Origin of the sequence: Streptomyces sp. NBC_01013, from assembly GCF_045162765.1 — a bacterium.
In the GTDB taxonomy this organism is placed as follows: domain Bacteria; phylum Actinomycetota; class Actinomycetes; order Streptomycetales; family Streptomycetaceae; genus Streptomyces.
Window position 1 is genome coordinate 5,570,557 of the sequence record NZ_CP108687.1, and the last position, 19,214, is coordinate 5,589,770.

General features: G+C 71.8%; 14 protein-coding genes. 3 read left to right on the forward strand and 11 right to left on the reverse strand.

From position 1 onward, the window contains the following. Window positions 1–39: 39 nt before the first annotated feature. The 10 genes from OG538_RS24225 to OG538_RS24270 all read right to left on the reverse strand — a co-directional run bounded on the left by OG538_RS24225 (window position 40) and on the right by OG538_RS24270 (window position 12,428). Complete coding sequence (locus OG538_RS24225; protein WP_406096888.1) at window positions 40–1,374, reverse strand: hypothetical protein; 1,335 nt, start codon at window positions 1,372–1,374, stop codon at window positions 40–42. 144 nt (window positions 1,375–1,518) lie between these two features. Further along, a complete protein-coding gene (locus OG538_RS24230; protein WP_406096890.1) occupies window positions 1,519–2,580 on the reverse strand; it encodes a glutamate ABC transporter substrate-binding protein in 1,062 nt (353 codons plus the stop codon). Between the two features lie 11 nt (window positions 2,581–2,591). After that, window positions 2,592–3,992, reverse strand: coding sequence for a hypothetical protein (locus OG538_RS24235; RefSeq protein WP_406096892.1), 1,401 nt, complete (start codon window positions 3,990–3,992; stop codon window positions 2,592–2,594). Window positions 3,993–4,330: 338 nt separating this feature from the next. Then, a complete protein-coding gene (locus OG538_RS24240) occupies window positions 4,331–5,305 on the reverse strand; it encodes an N-acetylglucosamine kinase (RefSeq protein WP_406096894.1) in 975 nt (324 codons plus the stop codon). Next, window positions 5,296–6,561, reverse strand: coding sequence for a 6-phospho-beta-glucosidase (locus OG538_RS24245; RefSeq protein WP_406096896.1), 1,266 nt, complete (start codon window positions 6,559–6,561; stop codon window positions 5,296–5,298). Before OG538_RS24245 ends, OG538_RS24240 begins: the two co-directional genes overlap by 10 nt. 3 nt (window positions 6,562–6,564) lie before the next feature. Continuing rightward, window positions 6,565–7,467: a carbohydrate ABC transporter permease gene (locus tag OG538_RS24250; RefSeq protein ID WP_406096898.1), complete on the reverse strand. Its 903-nt coding sequence runs from the start codon at window positions 7,465–7,467 to the stop codon at window positions 6,565–6,567. A 1-nt stretch (window position 7,468) separates the two neighbouring features. Continuing rightward, entirely contained in the window at window positions 7,469–8,410 is a 942-nt protein-coding gene (locus OG538_RS24255; protein ID WP_406096900.1) for a carbohydrate ABC transporter permease, read from the reverse strand. Window positions 8,411–8,417: 7 nt separating this feature from the next. Next, window positions 8,418–9,755, reverse strand: coding sequence for an ABC transporter substrate-binding protein (locus tag OG538_RS24260; protein WP_406096902.1), 1,338 nt, complete (start codon window positions 9,753–9,755; stop codon window positions 8,418–8,420). Window positions 9,756–9,864: 109 nt separating this feature from the next. Continuing rightward, the gene (locus OG538_RS24265) at window positions 9,865–11,088 is read right to left on the reverse strand and encodes an ROK family protein (RefSeq protein ID WP_406096904.1); all 1,224 of its coding nucleotides are present in this window, start codon (window positions 11,086–11,088) and stop codon (window positions 9,865–9,867) included. Between the two features lie 269 nt (window positions 11,089–11,357). Then, a complete protein-coding gene (locus tag OG538_RS24270) occupies window positions 11,358–12,428 on the reverse strand; it encodes a mechanosensitive ion channel family protein (RefSeq protein WP_406096906.1) in 1,071 nt (356 codons plus the stop codon). 376 nt (window positions 12,429–12,804) lie between these two features. Here OG538_RS24270 and OG538_RS24275 point away from each other — a divergent pair, with 376 nt between their 5' ends. Next, window positions 12,805–13,341, forward strand: coding sequence for an HNH endonuclease (locus OG538_RS24275; RefSeq protein ID WP_406096908.1), 537 nt, complete (start codon window positions 12,805–12,807; stop codon window positions 13,339–13,341). A 69-nt stretch (window positions 13,342–13,410) separates the two neighbouring features. Here OG538_RS24275 and OG538_RS24280 read toward each other — a convergent pair whose 3' ends face one another. Then, on the reverse strand, window positions 13,411–16,410 hold the full coding sequence (locus OG538_RS24280; RefSeq protein ID WP_406096910.1) for a beta-N-acetylglucosaminidase domain-containing protein: 3,000 nt from the start codon (window positions 16,408–16,410) through the stop codon (window positions 13,411–13,413). 310 nt (window positions 16,411–16,720) lie between these two features. Here OG538_RS24280 and OG538_RS24285 point away from each other — a divergent pair, with 310 nt between their 5' ends. Both OG538_RS24285 and malQ read left to right on the forward strand, forming a co-directional pair. Next, window positions 16,721–16,993, forward strand: coding sequence for a hypothetical protein (locus OG538_RS24285; protein ID WP_406096912.1), 273 nt, complete (start codon window positions 16,721–16,723; stop codon window positions 16,991–16,993). Beyond that, the gene (gene malQ / locus OG538_RS24290; RefSeq protein ID WP_406096914.1) at window positions 16,994–19,195 is read left to right on the forward strand and encodes a 4-alpha-glucanotransferase; all 2,202 of its coding nucleotides are present in this window, start codon (window positions 16,994–16,996) and stop codon (window positions 19,193–19,195) included. Window positions 19,196–19,214 lie beyond the last annotated feature (19 nt).

The following is a 19,214-nucleotide window of genomic DNA, read 5'->3' on the forward strand; positions in this document are numbered from 1 at the left end:
CCGTCCCGCACACGTTCTGCCCCAGGATCCCCGGGCGTCTCACGAGCGCCCCCGCCTGTCCTCGGGACCGGACGACGCGCGCCCGGCCAGCATGTCCAGCGCCGCGTCCTGATAGCGCTGCACCGTGAGCGCGGCGACCCGCAGATCGCACGGCGCGCTCCACAGCATCCGGCGCGCTGCGTCGTAACGCTCGATGAGGACCGGGTCCTCCGCCAGACCGTGCCGGGCCACCTTCGCCTTGTAGGCGTCCAGCCGGCCGCGCAGCTCGGCCCGGACGGCCAGCGGCGCGGTGACCGCCGTCAGTTGCTCCCTGGCCCGCAGCAGCTCCTCGTCCGCCTGCCGCTCCAAGGAGTCCAACAGCGGCGAGAGCCGGTGCCACTGGGCATGCCTGCGGTATTCCGAGGCGGCGGCCAGCCGCTCCTGGAGTGCCGTCGGCGGACCGTTCACCGCGGGTACCTCGGACGCGGCGATCTTCGCCAGCACCTCGCCACGCGCAGCCCTGGCCTCGGCCAGGGTGCGGTCGGCCCGGGAGAGGACGTCGCGCAGCTGGACCAGGCGCTGCTCGGCATCCTGCCGGACCGCGAGCACCGCCTCGACCTCACGCCGCACCTCGTCCAGCGCCCGCGCCGCCCGGTCGTAGCGCGTCGTGTCCGGGCGACCGCCGCCAGGTGCCGAACTTCCGGGCCCCGGAAGCCAGAACGACAGCGGGTCGGAGATCACCTGCACCCGCAGCGTGGTCAGCTCCTGGATGATCGACTCCAGGTCGTCGCCGGCCGGGTGCTCCCCGGGCCGTACCCCGACCGAGTGCGCCAGCGAGTGGGTGCGGCGCAGCTCGGCGGCGAGCAGATCTATCCGGGCGGGCATCGCCGACCACACGGAGTCGGAGGCGACGACCATGTCGAGCGAGCGCGCGTACAGCTCGTTCATCCGCTGGACCAGCTCCTCCAGCGAGAAGCGCTCCGAGAGCCGGGCCGGGCCGGTGATCGACGGATCGTGTGCGGCAGCCGCATGCGCCACCGTGACCCCCTGGCCGCGCAGCAGCTCGGTGAGCGCCACCAGGTCCTCGCGGTTGGGCTGACGACGCCTGGCCCGCACCTCGCGCGCCCGGTTCAGTGCCCCCGCGTACGCGTCGAAGTAGGTCCACAACAGCGTGATCGACTGCTCGGTGGTGTTCCAGCGCTCCTTGGTGACACCGGTGAGCTCGGCGCCCTCCAGCAGCCGGCGGCCGGCGTGGTCCTGCAGAGCGAGGAGCGAGGTCTCGATCGCCTCGTGTTCCGCGCCGAGCCGGGCCAGCGCACGGTCGGCCTCGTCCCGGTCCATGACCGGGCCGGGAGGCCGGGCCGCGTAGCTGGGGAAGGGGCCCGCGACGCCCATCGATCACCTCTCCGCTCTCCTGCCGGGCGGGGGCCCGGCAGGATCAGTGCTGCCAACCCGCCGTCCGGGTGCCTGTGCCCCTGATCCGGCCTGATCCGAACGAAACGCTCAAGTGCTGCGACCGGCAGAGCCTGCCGGGGGGCGCTAGTCGTTCCGGTACTTGGGCGCCGGTGGCCCCTTGATCCCGGGGAGACCGTCCGCCAGCCAATGGCGGTACGAGATCATCCACGGGCTGTCCGTGCCGCCGGCCCGGTAGTCGACGAGCACCTCGTTGACCCGGGAGACCAGGTCGTCCGCGCCCTTCTTGGTGGCCACGCCGTAGTACTCGGTGGTGAAGGGCGCGCCCTTCAGCTCCACTGCGGGGTCCTGGGCTGCCTGCCCGGCCGCGAGGGCGTTGTCCGTGACGACGGCGTCGACCTCGCCCATCTGGAGCCGCACCAGGCAGTCCAGCTGGTTGGGGACGGTGAGCCTGTCCTCGTCGGCCGCGCTGCCGTCGTGCTCGTCCTTGAACACGGAGCCGAACGACTCCTTCTCCAGCGCCTCGTACGCGGTGGAGCCCTCCGCCGTACAGACCCGCTTGCCGGCCAGCGAGGAGTTGAAGCCGGTGATCGTCGCGTCCTCCTTCGCCGCGAGGACCTGCTGACCGGCCTGGAAGTAGGCCGTGGAGAACGACACCTGGTCCAGCCGGGAGCAGTTGATCGTCATCGTCCGGACGACGACGTCGACCTTGTCGTTCTCCAGCGCGGCGATGCGCTGGTTGGTGGGGATCGCCCGGAAGATGACCTTGTCCGGGCTGCCGAGGATGTCCTTGGCCACGGCCCGCACCAGATCGATGTCGAAGCCTTCGAGATTTCCCGACTCCGGGTTACGGAATCCCCACTGGAAGCTGTTCTGGTCGACGCCCGCGATCAGTTTGCCGCGGTCCTTGATCCGCTTGATCGCGTCACCTTCGGCCCGGCCGGGCTCCAGGCTGGCCTCCGGGTCCGTGCAGTCGTCGGCCCGTGTCTGAACGGCGTGGGCCGTCCCGCTTCCCGCTCCCTGCGCGTCGAAGGCGTCCTTGCCGCTGTGGGAGAGTGGCAGCAGGGTCAGCGATGCCGTCACCGCGCAGGCCGCGGCCATGCCGGTCACCCCGCCCCAGCCGCGCAGCCGGTGCAGCCGGCCCTCACGGGCCGTTCCCGGGCCCGTCCTCGGGTCCTTCGCTGTCATCGCTCCCCCTGTCACCGGAACTCCGAGAGCCTGCGGTTGACCCCGACGATCGCCGCCACCGCGCCGAGCACGGCGAGAGCCGCGGCCCCGATCGGCAGACCGCCCAGGGCCCCCCGCCCGTCCTTGGCGGCCTGGGTGAATTCGCTCTGCTCGTGGGCGAGCGCCTTCCGCAGCGCTTCGTCCACCCGGCTGAAGGACTCACCCGTCGAGTTCTCCGACCCGATGATCTGCTTCAGCGCGGTGTCGTAGTCGCCGCCGTCGTCACTCTTGCGGGCGGTCCGGTGGCGACCCTGCCACTCGGTGACAGCCGAGACGGCATCGGCCACCGGCTTGCTTCCCTCGGCGTCGCCGGTGTCCTTGGCCAGCTTCGCGGCCTTGTCCAGCTCTTCGCCGAGTGCCTTCATGCCCGTGCCGTAGTCGGTCTCGTACTTGTCGTTCTTTCCGTCCGCGGTGAGCACCGCACCACGCGCGACCACCGTGAGGTTCTCGCTGGAGCGCGCCTTCAGCGAGTCGATGCGCGCCCGGTTGAGCACGTCCAGGGACTGCTGGCCGTGGGTGTTGGCCTCGGCCAGGCCGGACCGGGCCACCGTGTGCCCGACCGCCAGCCACAGCAGCACCACCGTCGCCGCCGCTGTCGCGGCCAGCAGACCGTGGTTGAACACCCGGTTCGTCCTGCGGTAATTGCGCCGCTGCGCCCAGAACAGCACCGCCAGCGCGACGACACCGATACCGAGGGAGAAGAACGGCCACATCCGCGCGGCGTGGTAGTCCTGGTCGAGCCGGTCGGTCTCCGCCGTGTACAGCCGTTCGGCGGCCGGCAGCAGTTCGTTCGTCATCTTCTGGTTCGCGTACCGGAGATAGGCGCCACCCAGCGGCAGCCCCTGCCGGTTGTTGGCGCGGGCTCGCTCGATCAGGCCGGTGTAGCGCGGGAGTTCCTTGTTGAGCGTGCTGATCTCGTGACCGGAGCTCGTCGACGCGTCCGTGTTGGCCGCGGCCTTCACCAGCAGCCGGGAGGCGTCGTCGATGTCCTGGACGTACCGGTCGCGGACCGCGCGTGATTCCTGCCGTCCCTCCAGGAAGCCGCTCGCGGCCGCCGCGTCCGCGTCGGCCAGCGAGCGGTAGATGCCCGCCGCGTCCGCGCTGAGCGGCTGACTGTGCTCCACCACGTCGTTCGCCGAAGCCGCGCGGTCGCTGATCTCGAACGCCGTCACCGCTCCGAACGCGACGACGAGCAGCGCCAGTACGGCCCCGATGATCTGGAGCCGGCCCGGCTCGGTGGTCGCCGCGGCACGCAGCCGCTCGGTCACCACGGCCCGGACGCTGTGCGGCGGTGGCGCGGGTACGGCCGTTGGCGCAGGCGGCTGCCCCGGCGCGTGGTGCGGAGCCGGACGCACATTCGGCGGGTATGTCACTTGACCTCCCCCTCGGTCACTGACGGCGGCCCGCCCCCCGGCCGATCGGGGGACTGGTACCCGGCCAGAAGTATGGCCGCAGGGACCGGCGTCCACATGGGGAACGCCTGGATCCTGCACCGGTCCATGAAGCAGCCAACTGCGATCAGCCGCGGTCACACAGCATTCGATCAAGGCCGACGCCACCGATCAAGCCGATCGCCGACGCAATCCCCCGAACTGGATCGATCTCCCCCTCATGAACACGTCCGGGACAACTGATCGGTTCCCCCACGCAGAAGGCGTCCCGTGACCCGAAGGTTACGGGACGCCTCCGGCACCGGCCGGCGCAGCCGCCGTCAGACGTACTGGGCCCGCAGCCGGGCGTGCACCTCGGGCGCCGCACCCGTGTGGTCCATCCCCAGCAGCCCGGCGCCCAGGACGGGGGGCTCCTTCACCACCCGTACCGTCGCCTTGGGAGCGCGTACGGAGAGGAGTTCGCCGATGCGCTCGTCCAACCGCGGGTGACGCGCCGCCAGTACGCTGCCGCCCAGGATCACCGGGGCCACCTCGTCGAGCAGGCCGAGGCGGGACAGCGCGACCGTGGACAGCGCCACGACCTCGTCGGCCAGCCGGTCCACCAGCCCGCGCGCCACCGCGTCACCGGCCGCCGCCGTCGCGAACAGCACCGGTGCCAGTTCGTGCCGTCGTTCCGACGCGATCCGGCCCAGGTGCAGCGCCTCGATCAGCGCGTACATCGAGCCGAGTCCGAAGTGGGCGGGCAGCGTACGGGCCAGTTCGGTCGGCTCACCGCGGCCGTCCTCGGCGCGCGAGGCGAACCACATCGCTTCCTCGGAGAGCCCCGAACCCCCGCCCCAGTCACCGGATATCCGGCCTATCGCGGGGAACCGTGCCGTCCGTCCGTCGGGCACCATGCCCACGCAGTTGATCCCCGCACCGCACACCACCGCCACCCCGCGCGGCTCGTCGGCCCCGGCCCGCAGGATCGCGAAGGTGTCGTTGCGCACCTCCACCGTGCGGCCCCAGCCACGGGCGCGCAGGGCCTCGGTCAACTGCTCCTCCTCGACCGGGAGATCGGCGTTGGCGAGGCAGGCCGACACATGGGCGACGGACCCGGCGTCCACGCCGGCCGAACCCAGCACCTCCGCCACCGCCGCGCCGAGCACGTCCACGGCCGTCGGGACACCGACCAGCGGAGGCTGGAAGCCGCCGCCCCGGGCCGTGGACAGCACGGTGCCGTCCTCACCGATGAGTGCCACATCGGTCTTGCTGTTCCCCGCATCGATCGCGAGGACCGAACCGTTCATGCCCACGCGAGATGCTCCCGGTTGTGCGCGACGAGCTTGTCGGTGAGCGCCTCGGCGTACTCGAACTGACCGATCAGGGGGTGCGCCAGCAGTGCCTTGAAGACCCGGTCGCGGCCACCGCGCAGCGCGGCCTCCAACGCCAGGTCCTCGTACGCCGTCACGTTGGCGATCAGACCGGCGTACAGGGGGTCCAGCTCCGGCACGGCGAGCGGCGTCGCGCCCGTCCTGTCCACCGCCGCCTGCACCTCGATGACCGCGTCGTCCGGCAGGAAGGGCAGCGTGCCGTTGTTGTACGTGTTGACGACCTGGTGGGCGGAGCCGCTGCCGCCGAGCAGCGAGGCCGCCAGGTCCACGGCCGCCTCCGAGTAGAAGGCGCCGCCGCGCTTGGCGAGCAGCGCGGGCTTCTCGTCCAGTGCGGGGTCCCCGTACATGGCGAGGAGCTCCCTCTCCATCTCGGCGACCTGGGCCGCCCGCGACGGCTTGGTGGCGAGCTCCCGCACGACCTCGTCGTGCGCGTAGAAGTACCGCAGGTAGTACGAGGGGACGACGCCGAGCCGGTCCACGACCGCCCGCGGCATGTGCAGGTCGTCCGCGATCGCGTCGCCGTGCTCGGCTATCAGCCGGGGCAGCACGTTCTCGCCCTCGGGACCGCCGAGGCGCACCCCGAGCTCCCAGCTCAGGTGGTTCAGGCCGACGTGGTCGAGGTGCACCTCACCGGGGGTCACGTCGAGCAGAGCTGCGAACTTGCGCTGGAAGCCGATCGCCACGTTGCACAGGCCGACCGCCTTGTGCCCGGCCTGGAGCAGCGCCCGCGTGACGATGCCGACCGGGTTGGTGAAGTCGATGATCCAGGCGTCCGGGTTGGTGCGCCGGACGCGCTCGGCGATGTCCAGGACGACCGGGACGGTGCGCAGGGCCTTGGCGAGGCCGCCGGCGCCGGTGGTCTCCTGGCCGACGCAGCCGCACTCCAGCGGCCAGGTCTCGTCCTGGTTGCGGGCGGCCTGGCCGCCCACGCGCAGCTGGAGCAGGACCGCGTCCGCGCCGGCGACGCCCGCGTCGATGTCCGAGGTGGTGACGATGCGCCCGGGGTGACCCTGCTTGGCGAAGATCCGCCGGGCGAGGCCGCCCACGAGTTCGAGCCGGTCGGCCGCCGGGTCGACGAGCACGAGCTCCTCGACCGGCAGGGTGTCCCGCAGCCGTGCGAATCCGTCGATCAGTTCAGGTGTGTAGGTGGACCCGCCACCCACTACTGCGAGCTTCATGAATCAGCCCTTTACTCCGGTCAGTGTGACGCCCTCGACAAATGCCTTCTGTGCGAAGAAGAAGACGACGATCACAGGGGCCATGACCAGAACGGTCGCGGCCATGGTCAGGTTCCAGTCGGTGTGGTGTGCGCCCTTGAAGGACTCCAGTCCGTAACTCAGTGTCCAGGCCGCCGGGTTCTCGGAGGCGTAGATCTGCGGGCCGAAGTAGTCGTTCCAGGCGTAGAAGAACTGGAAGAGGGCGACGGCGGCGATGCCCGGCTTGGCCATCGGGATCACGACGCGCAGCAGGGTGCGCAGTTCGCCGCAGCCGTCGACCTTCGCCGCGTCCAGGTACTCGTTGGGGATGGTGAGCAGGAACTGCCGCAGCAGGAAGATGGAGAACGCGTCGCCGAACGCCATCGGGATGATCAGCGGCCAGAGCGTGCCGGACATGTCCAGCTGCTTGGCCCAGAACAGGTACATCGGGATGACGACCACCTGCGGCGGCAGCATCATCATCGAGATGACGAGCATCAGCGACAGATGCCGGCCCCGGAAGCGGAACTTGGCGAGCGCGTACGCCACGGGCAGCGACGACACGACCGTGAGGACGGTGCCCAGACCCGCGTACAGCAGGGTGTTCTTCCACCAGGTAAGGAAGCCCGGGGTGTTGAACACGTCCTTGTAGTTGCTCCACTCGAAGGGGTGCGGCCACAGGTCACGGGTCAGTGCCTGCTGGTCGCTCATCAGCGAGGTGAGGAAGAGGAAGACGAACGGCAGCACGAAGAAGAGTGCGGCCGCGACGCCGAGCGAGTGCACGGCGATCCAGTGCAGCAGCGACTTGCGTCGGGCGACCCGCTCGGCCGGGGTGACGGGGTCACTCACCGGGCCGGCGGCCTTGGGGGTGTCGAGAACCTGCGCCACGTCACTCACCTGCCTGGATCAGCCCGCTGCGGCGCCGCATCAGCAGTGCGGTGAACGCCATGGCGAGGACGAAGAGGACGAGCGCGACCACACAGGCCGAGCCGTAGTCGAAGCGCTGGAATCCGAGGTTGTAGACCAGCTGCGGAAGCGTCAGTGTCGACTTGTCGGGATAGCCCGGCTCGAACTGCTGCCCGGAACCGCCCATGACACCCGAGGCGACCTTCCCGGCCACCAGCGGCTGGGTGTAGTACTGCATCGTCTGGATGATGCCGGTGACCACGGCGAACATGATGATCGGCGAGATGTTCGGCAGGGTGACGAAGCGGAACCGCTGGTACGAGTTCGCCCCGTCGAGCTCCGCCGCCTCGTACTGCTCCTTCGGTACGTCGAGGAGTGCGGCCATGAAGATCACCATGAGGTCGCCCACCCCCCACACCGCGAGGGCGGTCAGCGCCGGCTTGGACCAGGTGGCGTCGGTGAACCAGCCGGGGGTCGGCATTCCCAGATCCCCGAGGATCGAGTTCACCGGTCCGGTGCCCGGGTTGAGCAGGAAGACGAAGCCCAGGGTGGCGGCGACCGGCGGGGCCAGGTACGGCAGGTAGAAGAGCGTCCGGAAGACCCCGGTGCCCGTCTTGATCCTGGTGATCAGCATGCCGACACCCAGACCGAAGACCACCCGGCAGGTGACCATGACGAGGACCAGCCAGAGCGTGTTGCGCAGGGCGGGCCAGAACAGCGGGTAGTCGTTGAAGACGAACGACCAGTTCTGCAGCCCACTGAACTCCGGGGCCGAGAAGCCGTCGTAGCTGGTGAAGGAGAAGTAGAGCGTGGAAATCAGCGGGTAGGCGAAGAAGACGCAGAACCCGATCAGCCACGGCGACATGAAGGCCGCCGTACGGAGCGCCGAGCGGCGGCGCTTCGAACGGAGTGTGTACGTGCTCATCGTGGTGCTACTTCGCCTGTGCGATCGCGGCGTCGATTTCCTTGGCCGTCTTCTCCAGGCCCGCCCCGATGTCCTTCTGGGTGCCCTTCTCGACCTCGAAACCGAGGTTCTGCAGGGACGTCAGGTAGGCGCCGCCGTTCACCGAGGGCGGGGTGGTGGTGGACTTCGGGTCGGCCGCGATGTCCAGGAAGGTCTTGAAGCGCGGGTCGTACTTCAGCTTCGGCGACTTCAGTGCGGCCAGCGTGGACGGCACGTTGTGGATGGCGTTGGCGAAGTTCACCACCGCGTCGGTGTCGGTCGTCATGAACTTCACCAGCTCCCAGGCGGCGTTCTGCTTGCCGGAGGTGGCGGCGATGCCGGCGATGGTGCCCGTCAGGTAGCCCTTGCCGTAGGTGTCGGCCTCGTCGTCGGCGACGGGCATCGGGGCCACGCCGATCTCGAACTCCGGATGGGTGTCCTCGGCCATGCCGAGCCTCCACTCACCGTCCAGCTGCATCGCCACCTGGCCGGTGTGGAACGGGTGCTTCGCGCCCCACTCGTCGCCGAAGCCGGTACGGAACTTCTCCAGCTTCCGGTAACCGCCCAGGGAGTCGACCAGCTTCTTCTGGTTCGTGAGCAGCGCGGCGAACGCCGGGTCCTTGGCGATGTTCGACTTGCCGTCCGCGTCGAAGTACGTCGGGTTCCAGCCACCGAGGTAGTGCTCGGTCGTCGACTCGTAGCCGTGGTAGTTCGGCATGAAGCCGAGCTGCTCGTACGTGTCGCCCTCGGTCTTCGTCAGCGCCTTCGCGTCCGCGGCGAACTCCGACCAGGTCTTCGGCGGACCGTCGATGCCGGCCGCCTCGAACGCGTCCTTGTTGTAGTAGAGCCCGTACGCGTCACCGAGCAGCGGCACCGTGCAGCGCACGCCGTCGAACTGCGTGTACTCGTTCATCGCCTTGGGGAAGGTCGCCTCCGCGTCGATCCCGTCCTTCTTCAGGAACGGGTTGAGGTCGACGAAGGCCTTCGACGAACAGAACTTGCCCACGTTGTTCGTGGTGAACGACGAGACGACGTCCGGCGCCTTGGAACCGCCCGCGCGCAGCGCCTGGTTGATCTTGTCGTCGGTCATGTTGCCGACGACCTTCACATGGATGTTGGGGTGCGCCTTCTCGAAGGCGTCGACCGTCGCCTGAATCCCCTTGACCTCGTTCGGGGCACTCCAGCCGTGCCAGAAGTTGATGGTCGTCTCCTTGGAGGCGTCATCACTGGCACCGGAACTGCTCTGACCGGTACAGGCGGAGGCGAACAGGGCGAGCGCGGCGGTCGCGGCGAGTGCGACGGCCGGCTTCCGGCGGTTTCCGGACATGGTGGTGTCTCCCGATGAAGGGTTGGGACGGGCAAGGGGACGCACGCGAATGTGCGGGGTCAGCGGTGTACGTGGACGTGGAGTCAGCGGTGTACGTGGGCGGGCGGGCTCAGCGCGAGGTGTCGAAAACTTCGTCGCGGGTGGTGGCGAGCGCGCTCTCCAGCGCGCCCCGCAGTACGGGGCGGTGGGTCACCTCGCCCGTGATCAGCCTGGGCCGGGAGGCCGCCAGCTCGGCGAGCTCGGCCGCCACCCGGCTGCGCAGCGGCTCCCCGCCGCGCGCGATCAGCTCTCCCGACAGCACGACGACCTCGGGGTCCAGGACGGCGACCATCGAGGCGAGACCCGTCGCCAGACCGGTGGCGAACCGGTCGAGGAGCCGGCCGTACGGCCCGCCCTCGCCCTGCTCCACGGCCTCGGCAGCCCGGCCCACCAGGCGGGCCGCGATCTCGTGATGGGTGCCCGGGCCGCGCACCGCCTCGTCGTCGATGCCCAGCTCGCAGGCGAGCCGGGCGAGCACCTGGGCGCCCGCCAGTTCCTGGAAGCCGCCCGCGTTCGCCTTGGTGACCTGGCGGACCAGCGGGGCGCCCGGCACCGGCAGGAAGCCGACCTCACCGGCGCCGCCGGTGAAGCCGCGGTGGAGCCGGCCGTTGATGACGAGGGCGGCGCCGAGGCCCTCCTCGTTCCACAGCAGCACGAAGTCCTCGTGCCCCCGCGCCGCGCCGAGCCGCTGTTCGGCCACCGCGACGAGGTTCACGTCGTTCTCGTACTCCACCGGCATCGGCAGGAAGGCCGCCAGCTCGTCCAGCAGGGTGGGGGAGTGCCAGCCGGGCAGGTGCGAGGCGTACCGCAGCCTGCCCGTGCCCGGGTCGAAGGCACCCGGCGTACCGATGACGACCCGGTGCACGTCGGACCGGGTCAGCCCGGCCTCCTTGACGGCCCCGCCCAGCGCGTCCGCGACCTGCCGGACCACGCTGTCGGCGCGCCGTCCGGGGGTCCGCAGCTCGAACTCCCCGACCGTCTCGCCCGTCACGTCGGCGACTGCGGCGACGATCCGCTGGGCGTTCACGTCGAGCCCGGCGACATGCGCGGCCGACGCGTCGACGGCGTACAGCTGTGCGTTGGGCCCGGGGCGCCCGGCCGCGGTCCCGGTCGCGACGACCAGCCCGGCGGCCTCCAGCCGGGCCAGCAGCTGGGAGGCGGTGGGCTTGGACAGCCCGGTCAGCTTCCCGATCCGGGTCCGCGAGAGGGGCCCGTGCTCCAGCAGCAGATCGAGGGCGGCCCGGTCGTTCATGGCGCGCAGAACGCGGGGGGTCCCCGGTGTGGTTCCGGCCATGGTCACTGCACCCGCCCTCTGTTAGGAAAGTTTCCTATTCGGTGAGAGGACCGTAGGGCGAGCGTCACCGGGGCGTCAATGGGCGGCACCGCGGTGGCAACCAAAGTGTTACCTGGACGGGGCGCCACGGAACGGTCCATGCCCAACGGGAACACCGGCGAATCGAGTTGGCCGGAACCCGGGGCGGGCCGAGAGCGGGACGGCACACCTGAGGGGCGCCCCGCAGACCTCGCGGGGCGCCCCTCAGGTGTGCCGCGTGCGTCCGGCAGCTACTTCGTGATGCTCGGCGGCGCCGGAGGTATCGGGGTCGCGGCCAGGGACTGGGGCGAGGTGGCCGAGGCGTACGCCGAGGGAGCGGCCATCGCGGCCGTGGGGTCGGCGGCCGAGGGCTCGTCCGGCTGGGCCGGGATGCCGCCGACCATGCGGATGCCCGCCTCGTCGAAGGCACGCTTGATGCGCCAGCGCAGCTCGCGCTCCACGCCCAGGGCCTTGCCCGGCATCGTCTTCGCGGTCACCCGGACCGTCATCGAGTCGAGCAGCACGCTGTCCAGACCCAGGATCTCCACCGGGCCCCACAGGCGTTCGGTCCACGGATCGTCCTTGGCCATCAGCTGTGCGGCCTCGGTGATCACCGTACGGACCCGGTCGAGGTCCTCCGTGGGGCGGACCTGCACGTCGACGCCGGCGGTGGACCAGCCCTGGCTGAGGTTGCCGATCCGCTTCACCTCGCCGTTGCGGACGTACCAGATCTCGCCGTTGTCGCCGCGCAGCTTGGTGACCCGCAGGCCGACCTCGATGACCTCGCCGGAGGCGACGCCCGCGTCGATGGTGTCGCCGACGCCGTACTGGTCCTCCAGGATCATGAAAACGCCGGAGAGGAAGTCGGTGACCAGGTTGCGGGCGCCGAAGCCGAGCGCGACCCCCGCGACCCCCGCGGAGGCCAGCAGCGGGGCCAGATTGATCTCGAACGCGCCCAGGATCATCAGGGCGGCCGTGCCGAGGATCAGGAACGAGGCCACTGAACGGAGTACGGAACCGATCGCCTCCGAGCGCTGCCGGCGCCGTTCCGCGTTGACCAGCAGGCCGCCGAGGGCGGTGCCCTCCACCGCCTGGGCACTGCGGTTCATGCGCTCGATGAGTTTGGTCAGTGTGCGGCGCACGGCGATGCGCAACGCGATCGCGATGGCGGCGATGAGCACGATCCGCAGACCGGTGTTCAGCCAGGTGGACCAGTTCTCCTCGACCCAGCTCGCGGCGTTGCCGGCCTGCTTCGCGGCTTCGTCCAGCGAGCCGCCTGGCTCGGGTGACGGGGCTGCGGCCAACAGGACGGACAGGGACACGGCGAAACCTCCGGTTGGGCGAGCGCTGGACAACCACACTAACGGGGCATCCGGAATGCTCCGTTGCCGTGATCGAGGGGAGAGACGCGTCTCACCCGGGGATATGGAAGAGGTAAGGGACTCGTCCGCGCAGGGCGGTGGCGAGCGGTGTGTACGGGCGGCCCGTGGCCGGTCGCACACCGGGCGCGGTCGTGGCGGCAGCCCGCCGAAGCACCTGTTCCGGCGCGTACCGGCGTACGGGCGGCAGGGTCCCGGAGAAAAATCCTTCCGGCCCGTTACCCGCACGTGGTGGCGCTTCGACCAGGCAGGAGGGGAGACTGAGATCGGATCGTCCCGGCGCGAGCCACGCGCCGCCGGCGTACAAGGAGGCGTCCACGTGCCGCATGTCCTGGTTCTCAACGCGTCGTACGAGCCACTCGGCGTCGTACCGCTCCGCCGCGCGCTCGTCCTCGTCCTCGAGAACAAGGCCATCTGCCTCGAGGAGTCCGGCGCTTTCATGCACAGTGCCACCCGTGCCGTCCCGGCACCCAGCGTCGTCCGCCTGAAGCGTTTCGTGCGCGTCCCCTACCGGGGCCCGGTCCCACTGACCCGCAGGGCCCTCTTCGCCAGGGACGGCGGGCGTTGCATGTACTGCGGCGCCGCCGCGACCAGCGTCGACCACGTCATTCCGCGCAGCCGCGGCGGGCAGCACGCCTGGGACAACGTGGTGGCCGCCTGCCGCCGCTGCAACCACGTCAAGGCCGACCGCCATCTGCCCGAGCTCGGCTGGCGGCTGCACCAGGAGCCCGCCCCGCCGACCGGACTGGCCTGGCGGATCATCGGCACGGGGCACCGCGACCCGCGCTGGCTGCCCTACTTGCAGCCGTTCGGCGCGGACGACGCCATGGCCCGGATCGACGGCATCTCAGCCTGAGACCGGGCCTCTGTCGTCCTGGCACCCACCGGGCGGCCCGGGGCCCCGGCATGTCCCGGACGAAGGGGCCTACTCCGCCACCGCGTACGCCTGGACCGACCACAGCGAGTAGCCGTACTCGGTCGCCCGTCCGTCGCCCTGGATCCTGATGAAGCGGGTCTCCTTGGCGTCCATCCGGACCGCTTCGTGCCCGCCCCCGCCGTTGCGGACGGTAGCCGCCGTGCGCCAGGTGCGGCCGTCCGCGGAGACCTGTACGCGGTAGCGGGAGGCGTACGCGTCCTGCCAGTCCAGGACCACCTGGCCGACCCGGGCCGGAGCCGGCAGCTCGGCCTGCCACCACGCGCCGTCCTCGGCGGGCGAGGACCAGCGGGTCCCGGGGTCGCCGTCCGAGGCGGCGGCCGCCGGGAAGTCCGGGGTCTCGTCGCCGGAGGAGGACGCGGTGGCCGTTCGCAGCAGATCGGGGCCCGCCGTGCGGGGGAAGGCCCGTACGGTCAGGGTGGTCTCCTCCGTACCGAACGAGAGCGGCACCTCGTACTCACCCACCGGCGTGCCGGCCGGGACGGTGATCTCCACGGGAACGGCGGTGCGGGACCCGCGCGGCAGGGTCGTCCGCTTCGGTACCCGTACCTCGATGCCCTTGGGCGCCTTCGCGGTGAGCGCGCCGCGCACCTCGGCGGGGCGGCGTGCGGAGAGCCGCGCCTCGACCCGCAGCGGATCGCCGCCGATCTCGGCGTCCGTCTCGCCCCGCGCGAGAGCGAGCCTGGCTGCGGGCTCGTCGCCGAACCACGGCACCAGCGAGCGCACCCGGGGGGCCGTTCCGGTGGACGGCGCGGTGCCCGCGAGCGGAGGGATGATCAGGGGCGGTGCGCCGGTGATCGCCGGGGTGGCGGTCGGCCAGCTGATCCGGACCGCGTCCGCCCGCAGGCCCTGGCCCGGCGACTGGGTCCAGCCCCGCGCCGACAGGGTGCCGAGACTGCGCCAGCCCTCGCCGGGCACGTGCGCCTGGACCGTCGCCCCGGACACGGAGGTGTCGCCGCCGGGCACGGTCATCGCCGTGACGGCCTCCAGCGGGCGGGTCCGGTGGAAGCGCACGGTATAGCTGCCCGGGGCCTCGGTCACCGTGCCGTTGTCTCGGTCCGAACCGGTCCAGGCGTCGGCCTCCTTGTGTGCCCGGTCGAGGAACGGGCCGAGCACTCCCTTGCCGACGGTCGCGCCGCCCGCCTTCACGGCCTTGAGCGCCGGTTCCAGGGCCAGTGAGGCCTCCCAGGCGGCCGCGCCGTCGTCGTGCGCCTGCGCCTGGAGCAGATCGACGGCCAGCTCGCCCGCCCGGCCGAAGCGGGCCAACTGCTCGCTCCACGGACGCACTTCGTCATCGAGCCGCCCGTCGGCCAGGCCGGCCAGACGCTGCGGGGTCTCACGCATCACCGTGAACGCGGCCCGCAACCGGCGCGCCGCCTCGTCGCGAGCCGATGCGCCCTCGGCCGTACGGGACTTCCAGAACGCGGCGAACAGCGGCTGCAGGTACGCCGATTCGTCGCCGCCCAGTACGGACCCCGCACTGTTGCCCGCCAGCGCCCGCAGCGCGTCACGACTGCGGGCGTCGCCGCCCGCGAGATCGTCCATGGCTGCCTGCCAGGACTCCTGCGGCTGGTACCCCTTCGGGTTCCAGGCGAAGTCGGCGGCGGTGAACAGCGGGATCCGGGACGCGGACGGCTGCTCCATCGCATTGGCGAGCAGCGCCGCCGAACCGATGGCGACCGCCGGGTCGCGGCCGGTGTACGGGCCCAGGAAGATCCGGTCCTGGGCGTAGTCGTTGACCGGATAGTTGTCCATCGTGACCAGCGGATGACGGAACGTGGTGCGCGCGCCGGCCAGTTCGCCGCCGGTGATGGTCCTCGGCACCACCCCGACTCCGGTCCAGGCGACCTGCACCCGCTCGTCGAGTTCCTTGGCGAGTGCGGTGCGGTAGTCCGTCGCCCCGTCCTGGTAGAACTCCGTCGGCATCATCGACACCGGCTCCGAGCCCGGATGCCGCTCCGCGAGGTGCCGCGCCACCTCGCCCAGGACGCGCGCCTGCGCCGTGGCCGCCGCCTCCGGGCCCCTGCCGAAGGTGTCGGCATCGGCCGAGCAGTGCCATTCGCTGTAGCTGACGTCCTGGAACTGCACCTGGAAGACCCGCACTCCCAGCGCCCACATCGCGTCGATCTTCTTCGTCAGTGCCTTCACGTCGCGGTCCGACGACATGCACATGGACTGTCCGGGGGCGACGGCCCAGCCGAGGGTCACATGCTCGGCGGCGGCCCGTTCGGCCAGCGCCCGGAACTCGGCACGCCGCTCGGCGGGGTACGGCTCGCGCCAGCGGTCCTGCCGGTACGGATCGTCACCGGCCGCGTAGAGGTAGCGGTTCTGCTTGGTGCGGCCCATGAAGCCGAGCTGGGCGAGCCGTTCCTCCTGGGACCAGGGCTGACCGTAGAAACCCTCGGTCAGCCCGCGTACGGCGCCGCCCGGCCAGTCCCGGACGGTGACGCCCGCGATGCGGCCGCCCCCGGTCAGCTGACGCAGCGTCTGCACCGCGTGGAACAGGCCGTCGTCGCCGACGCCGTCCACGGCCACGGTGTCCCGGCCCGCGACCCGGCCGACCGCGATCCGGTAGCCGCCGGACGGGAGGTCGGCGCGGTCGGGCGCCCGCAGCGTGCGCAGCGCGTCCGTGGCGCCGTCCCCGCCGAGCCGGATGACGGGGCCGCCGCCGGGCAGCGACTCGTGGACGGTTTCCGCGCCCGCGTCGCGCAGCACCCGGTGGAGCGCGTCGACCGCGTAGGGGTCGGCCCCCTCTCCGGCCAGGACCGTCACCTCGCCGGAGAGGGGGACCGGGGAACCGGACACCTTGATGCTCTGCGGACGCGGCCACACGGCGGGCGGCCCGGCGTCGTCGGTGCGGTCCGGTGTGGTGACGGCGGGGGTGCCGGGCGGCGGCGGAGCCGCGACGGCCGCCGGGGCCCCCGCGGAGAGCAGCCCGCCGAGCACGGCCACGGCGACGGCCGTCGCGTGCTTCCTGCGCCTGAGCTGCATGCCCGTCTCCCCTCACGTCCACCGGTCGGCCCCGAGCCCACCATCCGGGCGCGAGGGTGTCAATGCGCGTGGTGGGTGTGGTGCAAATGCCCGGTATGGCGGTCGTGGTGAAGGGGTCGCGGCAGCCGGTGGTGCACGCGAAAGACGGCGCCGTATGGCCGAAATCAGCGGACGTCTTACGGATATCAGGCCCCGGGGGAACGGATTGTGACCCGGAGCACGTTGAACTCGTTGTCATCACGCCTACGTCTGCGGCCGCGTCCGCTGGGTAGGTCTGCTGTGTCCTGTTCCCCTCGGCCAGGAGGCCACCATGCCCGCCGCAGCGCAGCTCCTGCTCTCCGCCCTGTGCAAACAGGTACCGGATCCGACCCTGTACGTCAGCGCCTCCCCGGCCACCCTCGGCACGCCCGGCCCGCTCACCAGCGAAGCGCCGCTGGCCGACGCCATACCCCTGACCAGCGAGCCGCCGCTCGCCGACGCCACACCTCTCACCAGTGAGCCCCCGCTCGCCGTCCTCGCCCCGCTGACCAGCGAGCCGGCTTTCTCCGGCAGTGCTTGGGGCATGGAGTCCTCAGGAGTCTGAATGGGCTTGTCCCGGCTCGCCGCACTGCACGGTGTCGCCACCTCCTTCTCCCCTTCCGCCGATGTCACGGTGCCCGTCCCCGAGGCCACGGTCGTCGCGGTCCTCGCCGCGCTCGGCGTCCCCGCCGCCACACCGGAGGCGGTGGCGGCCGCGCTCGCCGCGGCCGATTCCGCGGCCGGCTCCCGGCTGCTCCCGGCCACCCTGGTGGTGTGGGCCGGGGAGCCACTGCCCCCGGCCCTGACCGCGCTGCCGTCCGGCACGGAGCTGATGGTCCGTCCCGAGGGGCCCGCCGACGCCCCGCCGCCCCCGATGCGCGTCCCCGCCGGGGGTAGGGTTCCGGCCGTTTCCGGCCCGGGCGAGGTCCGGGCCGCCGAGGGCCTCGCGACAGCGGCCGCGGTGCCGGCAGCAGCCCCGCCCGGCTGGTGGTCCGAACCGCCGTTGGGGGTGCACCGGCTGACCGTCCTGCCACCGGGTGCACCGGCCGAGACGTGCACGCTCGTGATCGCCCCGGCCCGGGTCCCGCAGCCCCCCGAGCGCAGCCACGGCTTCCTCGTCCAGCTCTACTCCCTGCTCTCCGCCCGCTCCTGGGGCATGGGCGACCTCGGCGACCTCGCCGACCTCGCGTCCTGGTCCGGGCGCAGCCTCGGCGCCGGCTTCGTCCAGGTCAACCCGCTGCACGCCGCGGTGCTCGGCACCCCCACCGACCCCTCGCCCTACCGCCCGTCCTCGCGTCGGTTCCCCGACCCCGTGCACCTGCGCATCGAGTCCGTCCCGGAATACGGGCACGCGCCCGACCCGGCCGCCCTCGACGAGCTGCGCCGCCGGGCCGCGGAGCTCAGCGACGCCGTACTGAACAAGGGCGCCCTGATCGACCGGGACGCCGTCTGGGCGCTCAAGCGGAAGGCGCTCGACATCCTCGTGGGCGTCCCCCTCACGCCCGGCCGCCGCGCCGCCTACTGCGACTTCCTCGCCGAACAGGGGCAGGCCCTGGAGGACCACGCGCTGTGGTGCGCCCTCGCGGAGGTGCACGGCTCGGACTGGCACACCTGGCCGGCCGGACTGCGCGACCCCCGTTCGAAGGAGACGGCCCGCGCCCGCGCCGCGCTGCTGGACCGGGTCGACTTCCACTGCCGGCTCGCCTGGCTGACCGACGCTCAGCTCGCCGCGGCCCAGCGCGCGGCGGAGGACGCCGGGATGGCCGTCGGGATCGTCCACGACCTCGCCGTGGGCGTGCACCCCGGCGGCGCCGACACCTGGGCCCAGCAGGACGCGTTCGCGCACGGCATGTCCGTCGGCGCGCCCCCGGACGCCTTCAACGCCCGAGGCCAGGACTGGGGGCTGCCGCCCTGGAGACCCGACGCGCTCGCCGCGTCCGGCTACGCCCCGTACCGAGGACTGCTGCGCGGGCTCCTGGCCCACGCGGGGGCCCTGCGCATCGACCACGTGATGGGCCTGTTCCGGCTCTGGTGGGTGCCCGAGGGCCGACCGCCCACCGAGGGCACCTACGTCAGCCACGACGCGGAGGCGATGCTCGCCGTCCTCGTCCTGGAGGCCCACCGCGCCGGCGCCGTCGTCATAGGGGAGGACCTGGGCACCGTGGAACCGGGCGTCCGCGAGGCGCTCGCGCTGCGCGGCGTCCTCGGCACCTCCGTGCTCTGGTTCGAGCGGGACTGGTCGGGCACCGGCCGGCCGCTCGCCCCCGAGGAATGGCGCGAGGACTGCCTGGCCACCGCCACCACCCACGACCTGCCGTCCACCGCCGCCCGGCTGACCGGCGACCATGTGACGCTGCGCCACCGCCTCGGTCTGCTCACCCGCCCGCTGGACGAGGAGCGCACCGAGGACGGCACCGACACCGCGGAGTGGCTCGGCCTGCTCTCCCGCCTCGGCCTGCTCCCCGAGGGCGGCAACGACGAGGAGGCCGCCGTGCGCGCCGTCCACCGCTTCCTGCTGCGCACCCCCGCCCGCATGGCCGGCGTCTGGCTCCCGGACACGATCGGTGACCGCCGCCCGCAGAACCTGCCGGGCACCTGGGACCAGTACCCCAACTGGCGGCTGCCCATCGCCGACGCCGAGGGCCACCCGGTCACCTTGGAGGAACTCGCCGCCTCACCCCGGCTGCACCGGCTGATGGAGGTCCTCAGGCCTCGTCAGGATCCTCCGAGGACCCGTACGGCACCCCCGGGCGAGCGTCGCTCCTAGGCGTTCGCTACGTTTGCAC